Origin of the sequence: Paraburkholderia steynii (assembly GCF_900100565.1) — a bacterium.
GTDB classification, from domain to species: domain Bacteria; phylum Pseudomonadota; class Gammaproteobacteria; order Burkholderiales; family Burkholderiaceae; genus Paraburkholderia; species Paraburkholderia terrae.
The window spans coordinates 25,816-38,778 of the sequence record NZ_FNDI01000031.1 but is presented as its reverse complement, the minus strand read 5'-3'; the positions used below and the strand labels follow the sequence as shown (position 1 = coordinate 38,778).

Genomic DNA, 12,963 nt, shown 5'->3' with positions numbered 1-12,963 from the left:
CATCCCGCTGCACTCAACCTCTTATAGTTTCCTTCTCGCGGAGTCGATCATGCAATACCGCAAATTCGGCCATACTGGTCTTACTGTCTCGCGTTTGTGTCTCGGTACGATGACTTTCGGCTTGCAAACCGAAGAAAACGTGTCGCATGGCATTCTCGACAAGGCGACGGACGCCGGTGTGAATTTCATCGATACGGCCGATGTCTACCCGCTAGGTGGCGGCGAAAATCTTGCGGGACGCACCGAGGAAATCATCGGACGGTGGCTCAAGGGCAAGCGCGACCGCTTCATTATCGCGACCAAAGCGGTCGGCAAGGTCGGTCCACACGCGTGGAATCAGGGCGCATCGCGCAAGCACCTGCTCGACGCCATCGACGATTCGCTGCGCCGCCTGAACACCGATTACATCGATCTGTACCAGCTGCATTCCGACGACCGCGACACGCCGCTCGACGAAACACTCGAAGCACTCGACGTGATCGTGCGCTCGGGCAAGGCGCGTTATATCGGCGTCTCGAACTATCTCGCGTACCGGCTAGCGCGCATGCTCGGACGCTCGGATGTGCTGCGTACCGCGCGCTTCGTATCGGTGCAGCCGCGCTACAACCTCCTGTTCCGGCAGATCGAACGCGAACTGCTGCCGCTCGCCGACGAAGAAGGCCTGGCCGTGATTCCCTATAACCCGCTTGCGGGCGGCCTGCTGACGGGCAAGCATCGACACGACGCGAAGCCCGCGGAAGGACGCTTCACGGAGACGGTCGGCAAGGCAGGTGAGATGTACTCAGAGCGCTACTGGCACGAGCGCGAATTCAAGACCATCGAGACGCTGCGCGAGATCAACGCGAAAACGGGCGAACCGATGACGAAGACGGCGATTGCATGGGTGCTCGCCAATCCCACCATCACGTCGGCGATCATCGGCGCGAGCCGTGTCGAGCAGTTGAACGACTCGCTCGCCGCTGTCGATCTCGTGCTCGACCCCGAGATCAAGAAGCAACTCGACGAGGCGACCGTCGAATACCGCTGGGGCGATGCGCCGCGCTGAGCGTTGATGCTGCGCTAGCGTCCGTAGCGCAGCACGGTGCTGCTTGCGGCCAGCACGTGATTCGTGACGGCCGCGAGAAACGCGTCGTGATTGAGATTGGGCGGCAGCGCATCGGGCACGAGATCGAGCGCGTAGACCTGCAACACATAGTGATGCGGAACGTCGCCGATGGGCGGGCAAGGTCCGTAATAACCGGGCTTCCCGGTGCGATTGATGCCGCTCACGCTGCCAGCCGGCGCCGACTCACCATGCTGCATCGCGTTCATCGACGCGGGTATCGCGTACAGCACCCAATGAATCACGCCAATGCCCTTGGCGCCGTCGGGATCGAAGAGCGTCACCGCGAAGCTGCGCGTGCCCGATGGCACGTTGCGCCATTGCACGGCGGGCGACTGGTTGCCGCCGCCGCAATTGTTCGCGCTGGCTGCGTGGCTCGAATCGATCGTGCCGCCGTCGGGCGTGCCCGGCGAGATCACTTCGAAAGCGTCGGCCGCCACGGCGTGCGTGACGCCTGACGAGAGCGCCACACATAGCGCAATGGCTGCGAGCCGGGTGTTAGAGATAGTTTTCATTGGACGGCTCCGTCGAAAGGGACGCGGTCACGCGTTCATGACCGCATCGGAGGAAACGAACGGCCATGCCCGTTTATTCCCCCGCCCGCGCTTTCAACGGTACACGCCCGACTTCTGGTTCGCTTCCGGCAACTGCCGCGTTTCCCGCACCGACTTCGGATGCCAGAGCCGCGCGCCGCCTTCGATGCCCGCCGCGTTCGATACGACGGCCGCATTCGACGGCAACTCGAACGTCAGACGCTCCGCATTGCCGCCGCCAATCCACAGCTTGTCGTAGTTGACGAGCGAAGCGAGGATCGCGATCACCTTCTCCACACGCCGGTTCCAGCGCTTGTTACCCACCTTCTCGCGCGCCGCATTGCCGATGTACTCGTCATACGTGCGGTCCTTGCTGACGGGATGATGCGCGAGTTCGAGATGCGGCATCAGCTCGCCGTCGCGAAAGAGCGCGGTGCCCGCGCCCGTGCCCAGCGTCAGCACGAATTCGATGCCGTGCCCTTCGATCGCGGCGAAGCCCTGCATCTCGGCGTCGTTGATCATCCGCACGGGCAAGCCGCCCACGCGCGCCGCGAGTTGTTCCGCGAGCGCGAAGCCGCGCCAGTTCGCATCGCCGATATTCGGTGCCGTCAGCACGTGGTTGTCCCGCACGACACCCGGAAAGCCGATCGACATCAAGGTTGGATGCTGCGCATCGACGAGCGGCTGCACGAGCGTCGCCAGTGTATCGACGAGTTGCTCCGGTGTGCAGGGATGCGGCGTCGCGACGCGCACGCGCTCGCTTTTCATGTCGCCGCCCGCGTCGATCACGGCCGCCTTCAACCCCGTGCCGCCGACGTCGATGGCGAGTATCCGTTCACCTTCGCTTTTGGTGTTACGGCGCGTCTGTACTTTAGCTTTAGCCAAATCGTCCCCCTTTCGTTTTCCGTTGTGACAGGACTACTCTTTGCTCTGCAATGAACGCCACGCGCGGCCATCGCGCGCGAGCAGTTCATCCGCTTGCGCCGGCCCGCTGCTACCCGCTGCATAACCATGCACGGGCAGCGCCCCGCCTTCGGGATGCAGCACGCGGTCGACTGCACACCAGCCCGACTCGATGCTGTCGGCGCGCTGGAACAGCGTCTCGTCGCCGAGCATGCAGTCGTAGAGCAGCGTTTCATAGCCGACGTTCGCGCGTTCGTCGAAGAAGTCGCTGTAGTTGAACGCCGAGCGCACCGCGCCGATCTGCATCGCCGGTCCGGGCACCTTCACGTTGAAGTCAAAGCGCGTGCCATGGGCGGGATCGATGCGCAGGGTGAAGACGTTCGGCGTCAGCGCTTCGACGGGCGTGTCGCGGAACATCAGAAACGGCACGCGCTTCAGTTGCACGGCGATTTCGGTGCGGCGCGCAGCCATGCGCTTACCCGTGCGCAGATAGAACGGCACGCCCGCCCAGCGCCAGTTGTCGATGAACACGCGTGCGGCCGCGTAGGTTTCCGTCGTGCTGTCGCGCGCGACGTCGGGTTCGTCGCGATAGCCGACGCCCGCGTCGCCCTTTTCGTACTGGCCGAAGACGACGTCGTCCCGCTTCAGCGGCTCGATGGCGGCGAACAGTTCAGCTTTCTTGTCGCGCACGGCTTCGGCATCGAATGAATTGGGCGGCTCCAGCGCGACCATTGCGAGCAACTGGAACAGATGGTTCGGCAGCATGTCGCGGAATGCGCCCGTCTGCTCGTAGAACTTGCCGCGCCCTTCGACGCCGAGCGTCTCGGCCGCCGTGATCTGCACACTGTCGATGTACTCGCGCCGCCATACCGGTTCGAACATCGCATTCGCGAAGCGCACGGCAAGGATGCTCTGCACCGTGTCCTTGCCGAGAAAGTGATCGATGCGGTAGACCTGCGATTCGTTTGCGTAACCCAGAATGTGCGCGTTGAGATCGCGCGCGGACGCGAGGTCCGTGCCGAACGGCTTTTCGATCACGAGACGCCGGAAGCTCCCTTTGCGCTGCGCGTCTTCTTTCAGCAAGCCATGCTTGCCCAGACGCTCGACGATCGGCCTGAAAAAGCGCGCGCCCACCGCGAGATAGAAGATCGCATTGCCGTGCGGCGTTTTGTCGATACGCTGCTTGAGCGCCTCGAATACATCGTCGGTTTCGAATTCGCCCGCCATGTACTCCATGCGCGATGAAAGCCACTTCCAGGCTTTCTCGTCGACCTTGCCGGTATGCGCTTCGCTAGCCTTATCGGCGGCGAACTGCTGCAGCGACTTGCCGAGATCGCCGAGCCATTCTTTCGTTTCGCGCTCGCCGTGATTGACGCCGATGATCTGCATGCCGTCGTCGAGCAGGCCGTCGACCGTCAGGTTGTACAGCGACGGCGTCAACAAACGTTTAGTCAGATCGCCGCCCGCGCCGAAGATGACCAGCGTGCATGGCGGCGCAGGCCGCTTGCCTGCGGGACCCGCGGCGGCTGCGTGTGGCCCGGCGCCGATCTTGCAGCTTGCTGACGAGGTAGTCGATGAAGCGTCGTTTGCGTCATTGGACATGGCAGTCTTTCCATGAATGAGCCATACGAGTGGCGATATCTGAAAGACCCGCCGCCATGCCGCGCAGTTCAATCGAACCGCTGCATTAGCCGCGGGCAGCGCGGTCTATTTCACGGAAGCCGCCACCTCGGCATCCTGCGCCTCGCCCGTTTCAGGCACGAAGCCCGAGCTTGCCAGTTCGCGCGGCTGCAACAGCAACGCGACGAGACCCGACCATCCCGTCTGATGCGACGCGCCCACGCCGCGTCCGTTATCGCCGTGAAAGTATTCGTGAAACAGCACGAGATCCTGCGAGCGCGGGTCCGCCTGCAACAACGGATACGCAGCCATCACAGGCCGCTCGTTGTTCTTGTCCTTCAGGAACAGCGTGGTCGTACGCTGCGCGAGTGCATCGGCGATTTCGGACAATGAAAGCTGGTTGCCCGAGCCCGTCGGGTACTCGACGCGAAAATCGTCGCCGTAGTAGCGATGAAATTCATACAGCGACTCGATCAGCAGATAGTTGACGGGCATCCACACCGGCCCGCGCCAGTTCGAATTGCCGCCGAACACACGCGAATCCGATTCGGCGGGCAAGTACTTCACGCAGAAGCTCTGGCCGTTGTGCTGATAGACGTAAGGTTGATCGCGATGCACACGCGACAGCGCGCGCACGCCGTGATCTGACAGGAACTCGGCTTCGTCGAGTGCGCGCTTGAGCAGCGCTTTCATTCGATGCCCGCGCAACAACGAAAGCAGCAAGCTGTTGCCGCGCCCCGGCTCATTCCAGCGCGACACCAGCCTCGCGAGATCGGGCTTGTTGCGCAGGAACCAGACAAGGCGATCGCGCAGACCCGGCAGCGAGCCATGCAGACGCTCTTCGAGCACATGCACGGCGATTAGCGGAATCAGGCCGACAATCGAGCGCACGCGCATCGGCACATTCGAGCCGTCAGGCAAGCGCAGCTTGTCATAGAAGAACTCGTCCTCGCTGTCCCACAGGCCCGTATCGCAGTTGTCTTCGCAACTGACGGCCTGCGCGATATACAGGAAGTGCTCGAAGAACTTCACACCAATATCGACGAACACGTGATTCGCAAACGCGAGTTCAAGCGCGATGCGCATCAGGTCTAGCGCATACGCGGCCATCCATGCCGTGCCGTCTGCCTGATCGATATGGCCGCCCGTCGGCAATGGCGACGAGCGGTCGAAAATGCCAACGTTGTCGAGTCCGAGAAAGCCGCCCTGGAAAATGTTGCGGCCGTCGGCATCCTTGCGGTTCACCCACCACGCGAAGTTGAGCAGCAGCTTGTGGAAGACCAGTTCGAGAAAATCGCGGTCGCCCTTGCCCATCAACGCGCGATCGATTTCATAGACACGCCACGCGGCCCATGCATGCACGGGCGGGTTGGCATCGCTGAACGCCCATTCGTAGGCGGGGATCTGCCCGTTCGGATGCATGTAGCGATCCTTCACGAGCAGCAACAACTGACGCTTCGCAAACGCGGGATCGATCAACGCGAACGCGGCGGCATGAAACGCGAGATCCCAAGACGCATACCACGGGTACTCCCACTTGTCGGGCATCGACACGATGTCCGCGTTGCACAAATGCCGCCAGTCGCGATTGCGTCCCTGTTTGCGCGATGCGGGCGGCGTCGGCTGCGAGGGGTCGCCGTCCATCCAGCGCTCGACGTCGAACTGGTAGTACTGCTTCGACCACAGCATGCCCGCCAGCGCCTGGCGCTGCACGAGCCGCTCGTCCGCGCCTTCGATATGGTGCTGCAATGCCGCATAGAACGCATCGGCTTCAGCGATGCGCTGCGCGAACAGTTGCTCGGCATCGAGCGGCGTTTCATCGGGGCAGAACTCGGGACGCCAGCGCAGATAGACGACGGCCTTCCCATGCGGCGGCAGATTCAGCGGCACGTGCGCGGCCGCCTTGGTGCCCGCGTCGCGCCGGATCGCATCGGCGTCGCCATGCACGAGATAGTCGTTGAAGCCGTCCTTGAACGGACCTTGCGCGTCCATGTTGAAATGGCGCCGGACGTTCGTATCGTTTTCGCAGAACAGCCATTCGAAGACCGTGGTGTCAGGCGACCATGCCGTCACCACCATCGGCTCGTGTCCGGGATGCGCGCCGAGCAGACGCGTGACGCCATGCACCGTTTCCTTCGCGAGCTTCGGGCGCTCGTCCGACTCTTTCCACGACCATTTGTTGCGCGCCCAGATTTGCGGCAGCAGATCGAGAGAGGCCGATTCGTCCGCGCGGTTTTCGACGGTGACCCGCATCACGATGTCTTCGGGCGTGTTCTTTGCGTACTCGACGGTCACGTCGAAATAGCGCAAGTCGTCGAAGACACCTGTATCGAGTACTTCATATTCCGGCAAGTCCGCGCCGCGCCGCCCGTTCTCTTCGACGAGATCCTGATACGGAAACGCGCTATGCGGGTACTTGTACAGCATCCGCATGTACGAATGCGTCGGCGTGCCGTCGAGATAGAAATACAGTTCCTTGACGTCCTCGCCATGGTTGCCTTCCTGGTTCGTAAGGCCGAACAGGCGTTCCTTGAGAATGGGATCGGCGCGGTTCCACATGGCAATCGACACACACCAGTTCAACGTATCGTCGCCGAAACCCGCGATGCCGTCCTCGCCCCAGCGGTAGGCGCGGCTGCGTGCGTGATCGTGCGGGAAATAGTCCCATGCGGTGCCGTTCGGGCTGTAGTCTTCGCGCACCGTGCCCCACTGACGCTCGCTCAGATACGGACCCCAGCGCTGCCATCGCGCGCACTCGCTGGAGTGCAGACGTATTCCTTCGACGGTCGCAAGCAGGTTTCCGGCGCGCAGCGGAGGCATGGCAGCGTCCTCGTCTCTCGTGTGACGGTGGGAGTCACATCGTAGCGCGGTTTGGGGTGTTCGCGTCGGTGAGGTGGGCATGGGCGCTTTCGCCCAGCAACACACCAATACGCAACCGCTCGCCCAGCGACCACGCCTGAAACGGCGTGCCGCCCGGCGTGTGCGGCGCATCGCCGTCCGCGACTTCCGAAATGTGGTCGAGGCCCGCGCGATCCAGATGCGCGTCGAGCGGCGCGAGAAAGCGCGCGAGTGCTGCGCTGCGGGCCGCATCATCGGGACGTTGCACGCGCAGCCATGCTTCGACGAATGGCCCCAGCAGCCATGGCCACACTGTCCCCTGGTGATACGCGCCATCACGCTCGAGCGGCGCGCCCGCATAGCGCCCGCGATAGCCGGGATCTTCCGGCGACAACGTGCGCAAACCCAGAGACGTCAGCAGATGCGCTTCCACCTGCGCAACGACGGCGCGCGCCGTGTCGCCTTCGACCAGCGCAAACGGCAAGCCGCCTGCCGCGAAAATCTGATTGGGCCGGACCGATCTGTCGACCGTGCCGCGCACATGATCGACATCGACGTTATCGAACAGCGCACCTGTTTGCGGATCGACGAAGCGTTGCGCAAACGAAGCCGCCACATGATCGGCAGCATCGCTCCATCGCGCGTTCCACTGTGCTGCAATGCGCAACGCGTTGAACCACAACGCCTGCACTTCAACCGGCTTGCCGATGCGCGGCGTCACCACCCAGTCGCCGACCTTCGCATCCATCCACGTGAGCTGGACGCCAGGCACGCCTGCACGCAGGAGGCCATCGTCGTCGGCCTGGATGCCGTAGCGCGTGCCCTGTGTGTAGCCGGCCAGAATCGTATCGACGGCTGCGTGCAGGCGCTCGCGCGTCGCGTCCGACGCATGCCCCGTCACCAGATAGTCGTGCGCGGCAATCGCGAACCAGAGCGAAGCATCGACCGAGTTGTATTCCGGCTCGTCGCCGTAATCGGGAAAGCGGTTCGGACACATGCCTTGCGAAATCGTCCCCGCCCATGCGAGCAGAATCGCCTCGGCTTCCGCGAGTCGCCCTGTCGCGATCAGCAGACCGCGCATCGCGATGAAGGTGTCGCGGCCCCAGTCGGTGAACCAGGGAAAACCGGCGACGATCGTGCGGCCGGTCGAGCGCGCGACAACGTAGGCATCGGCGGAACGATGCAGGCGCGAAGCGAAAGCAGCGCGACGGTTCGTTTCGGTCTCTGCAAGCGTGTTCGCCAGTTCAATCGCGGCGGCATGCGCAACGGGCGTCGATTGGTTCGACACGTCCGCGCTCAATATCATCACGGCTGCATCCGAACGAAGATCGAACGAGAAGACGCCGGGCGTCGCGAGGTCTTCGGTGAAATCGAGGCCACGCTCACGTTCGCGTACGTAGCAGAAGTTGCGATACCAGTCGGGCACGTGTTCATATGCGCCGTTCGTGATGACGCAGATCGCTGGCAGATCGTGATACGGCTGCCACTGCACACGTTCGCCGTCGACAGAAGCAAAGAAATCGAATGCACCGTTCTCGTGATGCAGCGCGTGATAATCGCGGCCCGAGAGCAACGGACGAATGTGCAGCGTGATCGCGTCATCGTGGCGCGCGTCGCCATCGAATGCCACGCGCCAGCGCAACACCGTCTCGCAAGTTTCTTTCGCGACGAACGTTTCCGCGATCACACACGTCTGCGCATCGATGCGGAAGCGCCATGTCGGCCACGGCGTCGTGTCGAACGCGATCAGACTCGCAGCGATGTCGGGATACACGATATCGGGCGCGTAACGCTGCATCGACAGCGGATAGCGCACGCCCTTCGTCTCGATCCAGGCCTCGATCCCATTCACAAGCACGATACGGCCCGCTGGTGCGCGCGTCGCCGTCAGCAGCAGCGCGTGATATCGCCGCGTGCGCAGCGTGCCGACCGTACCCGACGCAAAGCCGCCAAAGCCGTCGGCCTCGAGCCATTCGTCTTCCAGACGTTCGATATCGAAAGGAGATTCGACGCGTGTCATCGCAGTTGCCGCCGTGCGCCGGCGACGGGATCAAGACAGCCGACAGATTAGCCGCTCGCACATGAAATGTCTTGTGCGTTCAACTGGCCGACTGCGCGGTCGATTGCTCGCCGACACCTGTTGCGCTGGAATCGCGCTGAATCGGCAACACGGCCCACACTTCCAGGCCGCCACCTTCGCGCGCATGGAACTCCAGCGTGCCGCCATGCAGCCGCGCAATGCGTTCGACGATCGCCAGCCCCAACCCCGTGCCGCCCGTTTTGCCATGCGCATTCTTGCCGCGCTGGAACGGCGCCTTGAGCCGTTCGAGTTCTTCCGCGCTCAAGCCTTTGCCGCGATCGGCAACAGCCACATGGATCGCCTGCGCGTCCGCCCACGTCCTCACGGCGAGACCCGTTTGCCCGTACACGACGGCGTTCTGCATCAGGTTCATCACGAGCCGCATCATCGTGATGGGCCGGAACGCGTGCTCAGGCAGCTCGCCCAGTTGCAGATCGAACTCGTGTCCAAGGCCCGCGAAGTCGGCGGCAAGCTGGCTGATCAACGCGTTCAGATCGCCCGATTGCGGCGTCTCGCGCTCGCCGCTGCCCGCGTAGTCCATGAACTGCTGAAGAATCGTATCGATCTGATCCAGATACGATTCCGCCGCGCCGACGAAGGCTTCGTCGCCATTCGTGTCGTTCGCCATGGCCATCGCAAGGCGCAGCTTGGTCAGCGGCGTGCGGATGTCGTGCGAAATGCCCGCGAGCATCAGCGCACGCGTCGCTTCCGCCTGCTGCAACGCCTGCGTCATCTGGTTGAACGCGCCGCTCACCTGGGCGATTTCCGTCGGACCATCGACGGGCAACGGCGGCGGCACTTCGCCCGCGCTCACGCGGCGCGCCGCTTGCGCAAGCTCCCGCAATGGGCGGTTCAGATGCGCCTGCAGCGCAAAACCCGTCAACGCGGCGAGCATCGCCAGCCCGATCGACAGCAGCACTGCCGTCAGCATGCCGCCGCCCTGCGCCTCTTCCGGCACCTGCAAGCCGATCCAATAAGGCGTGCCCGCCACATGCATGCGGATCCACATGCGCGGATGCGGCGCGCCTTGCCAGCGCACTTCGGTGCCCGCTGGCAGATAGCGGTGCAGCGTATCCAGGAACGTCACCAGCTGATAGGTCCGGTAGAACGCGAGCAACCGCACACGCGGCTCGGACACAGCTTCCGTTGGCGGTTCGCTGCGCGCATCGAGCCGCGCGACGAGCGTGTCGCGCGCGTCCTCGGGCGACGCAGCCAGCGCATTGTCCAGCGTCTTGATGTACGTGCCGAACACGGCCGCGGCGCGTTCGACGCGCGGTTTCTGCACGTAATGAATCAGCACACTCAGCGAGCACACCTGAGTGAATGCAACGAGCACGATCAGCAGCGCGATGTTTCGCGCGAGCACGCTGCGCGGCAGCAAGCGGGACATGAAGCGCCGCGACATGGGCGCGCTCATGCGTCGACGTCGGCGGCGAGCATATAGCCGACGCCCCAAACAGTCTTGATGTAGCGCGGCTTCGACGGATCGCTTTCGATCGCCTGGCGCAGACGCAGAATCTGCACGTCGATACTGCGATCAAGCGCATCGTGGTCGCGCCCTCTTGCGCGCGCGATCAGGTTGTCGCGACTCACCGCGCGGTTCGGCGACGCGGCGAGCGCCGTCAGCAGCAGCATCTGCGCCGAATGCAGTTCGAGAAGCTCGTCCTGTTTGTAGAGGCACTGCTTGGCGACATCGAGCCGGAACTCCCCGAAGCGCAGCGTCTGCGTGGTGACGGTCGGATCGTTCGAGGCGATTTTCTGGCGGCGCAGCAACGCATTGATGCGCGCCACCAGTTCGCGCGGCAGGAACGGTTTGGCAAGGTAATCGTCGGCGCCCGTTTCGAGGCCGATCACGCGATCGAGCGGATCGCCTTTGGCCGTGAGCATCAGAATGGGCAGCGTGTGCCCTTCCGCCCGCAGTTTCGCGCAGATCTGCAGGCCGTCTTCTTCGCCGATCATCAGATCGAGCACCAGCAGGTCATACGGCTCACGCTGCAAATAGCGTTCGAGCCGCTTGCTGTTCTCCACGGCGCGGACTTCGAAACCATGTCCGCTCAGAAAGCGCTGCAGCATATTGCGGAGTTCCGCTTCGTCGTCGAGCACGATGATGCGGGCGGGTCGGTCCATGCATGGCTCCTTCGTCGCTTATGGTTTCATTCGTCTTGCAACAGTGTAGCTTCATGCCGACCCGCTTTTCCGTCAGTGCGATCCCGCGCGCTGCGCCATGAACTGCTCGATCTGCGCGAGCGTCACGTAGCCCTGCTTCTGCGTGTCGATCTCGTTGAAATGCTGCGCCACGCGTGGCATGCCCGTCTGAGCCTGGGCAAGCGTCAGCTTGCCGTCGTGCGTCGTGTTGGCGGCGGCAAAGCGCTCCTGCAACTGCTGCATCATGCGCTCCATGCGCGGCGACGCTGCAATCGGTTGCGGCGCCGTCTGGGCCATCACGCCCGTCGATGCAATGCACAAAGCCAGAATAGCGATCAACTTCTTCATTTCCCATCTCCATCATCGGTTCGTTCAACTTCTTCGCTACGTCGTGTTGCGATTCGTCGTTGGCGAAGCGAATTCTGGTTGTCCGGGACGCTCAAGGCAATTTCAAAGTTATGTCGATCCATGTCATGTCAGCGCTGCGCATTTTCACGCACGATGCAACGCGTATTACGCAGCAGACGCTTCAAACATGGGCGTGCTTTTTCCGACATCGAATGAAACAAGTAATCGCTGCCCTTCACCGAAGGCGTTGCGTATCTTTTGCACGTCGGCTGCCACATCAGCATTTCGCATCGCATCCGCCGACATTCGCTTCGGGAGTTTCATGTGAACATTCGCTCTGCTTATACGTCCGCGATCGCCGCCATGGGCATCGCCTGCTCGACTAGCGCCTTTGCCGGCACCGTCTTCATTCATGCGGCCTATGTGCCCGCCGCCGTCTACGCACCGGCGCGCACGCTCTACTACGTGCCGCCGCAACCGCCTGCCGTCGTGCCCATCGTGCCGGTGGCGCCCGTCGTACCCTACGTTGCCGTCGTGCCGCCACCCGCGCCCGCGATACGGCTGCCCTATGCGACGATTCCCGTGCCGGTCGTGATCATCCGCTGACCGCATTCGCGCCGCGATTCACTTGATCTTTGCAGAGGCGAGGCCAACAATGAAAGCCTCTTTCGTCGTCGACGAGTATCGCGGAGCGCCACATGCCAGATATCGAAAAGGACAAGGTCATCGCCGTGCTGAACCAGATTCTCGAATCCGAGCTGGCAGGCGTGGTCCGTTATACGCACTACTCCTTCCTCGTGTTCGGCTTTGGCCGCATTCCGATCGTGTCGTGGCTGCGCCAGCAGGCTGACGAATCGTTGCTGCACGCGCATCAGGCGGGCGAATGGATCACCACGCTCGGCGAGTATCCGTCGCTAGGCATCGGTGCGCTGCTCGATTCGCATACGACGGACATCACGACCATCCTGCGCGAATCGCTCACCGCGGAAGACGTCGCGCTCGGCCTGTATCGCGATCTGCTCGCGCTGGTCAAGGACCGCTCCGTCGCGCTCGAAGAATATGCGCGGCAGATGATTGCCGTCGAAGAGATGCACGCGGGCGAAGTGGACAAGATGCTGCGCAAGCCCGGCACGGTGGGCACATCGGGCGAGCGCGGCGCAGCGCATTGAGTTTGTTTGCCGTGTTGTAAGGGCGCAATCGCAAGCGCCCCGTTCAATTGTCAAATCGCGCGGCGCGCTTAAGGCGGTCCGCTTAGGCCGCGCGTTCAACCGTCCATCTATCCGCCTCTCGACAAGCGCCGCATCTATCACTATGTGATGCATGCGGTGCTTCCGTCCTTTGCATCTCGCGCGCTGCATTTAACGTTTGTCCGCCGTAAAGCGCGTCTATTCCCC

12 protein-coding genes are annotated in these 12,963 nt (G+C 62.8%); 3 read left to right on the top strand and 9 right to left on the bottom strand.

Features of this window, described 5'->3' with window-relative positions; all coding sequences use genetic code 11:
- Positions 1-49 precede the first annotated feature (49 nt).
- Positions 50-1,045, top strand: coding sequence for an aldo/keto reductase (locus tag BLT65_RS37540; RefSeq protein ID WP_091787993.1), 996 nt, complete (start codon positions 50-52; stop codon positions 1,043-1,045).
- Positions 1,046-1,059: 14 nt separating this feature from the next.
- Here BLT65_RS37540 and BLT65_RS37535 read toward each other — a convergent pair whose 3' ends face one another.
- The 9 genes from BLT65_RS37535 to BLT65_RS47440 all read right to left on the bottom strand — a co-directional run bounded on the left by BLT65_RS37535 (position 1,060) and on the right by BLT65_RS47440 (position 11,893).
- Positions 1,060-1,617 (bottom strand): YbhB/YbcL family Raf kinase inhibitor-like protein, encoded by a 558-nt coding sequence (locus BLT65_RS37535; RefSeq protein WP_091787989.1) that lies wholly within the window; start codon positions 1,615-1,617, stop codon positions 1,060-1,062.
- 93 nt (positions 1,618-1,710) lie between these two features.
- The gene (locus BLT65_RS37530) at positions 1,711-2,520 is read right to left on the bottom strand and encodes an ROK family protein (RefSeq protein WP_091787986.1); all 810 of its coding nucleotides are present in this window, start codon (positions 2,518-2,520) and stop codon (positions 1,711-1,713) included.
- Positions 2,521-2,553: 33 nt separating this feature from the next.
- Positions 2,554-4,140 (bottom strand): glucose-6-phosphate dehydrogenase, encoded by a 1,587-nt coding sequence (gene zwf, locus BLT65_RS37525; protein ID WP_091787983.1) that lies wholly within the window; start codon positions 4,138-4,140, stop codon positions 2,554-2,556.
- A gap of 105 nt (positions 4,141-4,245) precedes the next feature.
- Positions 4,246-6,978, bottom strand: a complete 2,733-nt coding sequence (locus BLT65_RS37520) for an MGH1-like glycoside hydrolase domain-containing protein (RefSeq protein ID WP_091787980.1) — start codon at positions 6,976-6,978, stop codon at positions 4,246-4,248.
- Between the two features lie 34 nt (positions 6,979-7,012).
- Positions 7,013-9,016: an amylo-alpha-1,6-glucosidase gene (locus tag BLT65_RS37515; RefSeq protein ID WP_091787977.1), complete on the bottom strand. Its 2,004-nt coding sequence runs from the start codon at positions 9,014-9,016 to the stop codon at positions 7,013-7,015.
- Between the two features lie 79 nt (positions 9,017-9,095).
- Positions 9,096-10,481: an ATP-binding protein gene (locus BLT65_RS37510; protein WP_091787974.1), complete on the bottom strand. Its 1,386-nt coding sequence runs from the start codon at positions 10,479-10,481 to the stop codon at positions 9,096-9,098.
- A gap of 8 nt (positions 10,482-10,489) precedes the next feature.
- Complete coding sequence (locus BLT65_RS37505) at positions 10,490-11,203, bottom strand: response regulator (RefSeq protein WP_042307331.1); 714 nt, start codon at positions 11,201-11,203, stop codon at positions 10,490-10,492.
- A 72-nt stretch (positions 11,204-11,275) separates the two neighbouring features.
- Positions 11,276-11,569, bottom strand: coding sequence for an EF-hand domain-containing protein (locus BLT65_RS37500; protein ID WP_091787971.1), 294 nt, complete (start codon positions 11,567-11,569; stop codon positions 11,276-11,278).
- 165 nt (positions 11,570-11,734) lie between these two features.
- On the bottom strand, positions 11,735-11,893 hold the full coding sequence (locus BLT65_RS47440) for a hypothetical protein (protein ID WP_167306612.1): 159 nt from the start codon (positions 11,891-11,893) through the stop codon (positions 11,735-11,737).
- Here BLT65_RS47440 and BLT65_RS37495 point away from each other — a divergent pair, their 5' ends adjacent.
- Both BLT65_RS37495 and BLT65_RS37490 read left to right on the top strand, forming a co-directional pair.
- The gene (locus BLT65_RS37495) at positions 11,894-12,175 is read left to right on the top strand and encodes a hypothetical protein (protein WP_091787968.1); all 282 of its coding nucleotides are present in this window, start codon (positions 11,894-11,896) and stop codon (positions 12,173-12,175) included.
- A 92-nt stretch (positions 12,176-12,267) separates the two neighbouring features.
- Positions 12,268-12,738: a ferritin-like domain-containing protein gene (locus tag BLT65_RS37490; protein ID WP_036003064.1), complete on the top strand. Its 471-nt coding sequence runs from the start codon at positions 12,268-12,270 to the stop codon at positions 12,736-12,738.
- Positions 12,739-12,963 lie beyond the last annotated feature (225 nt).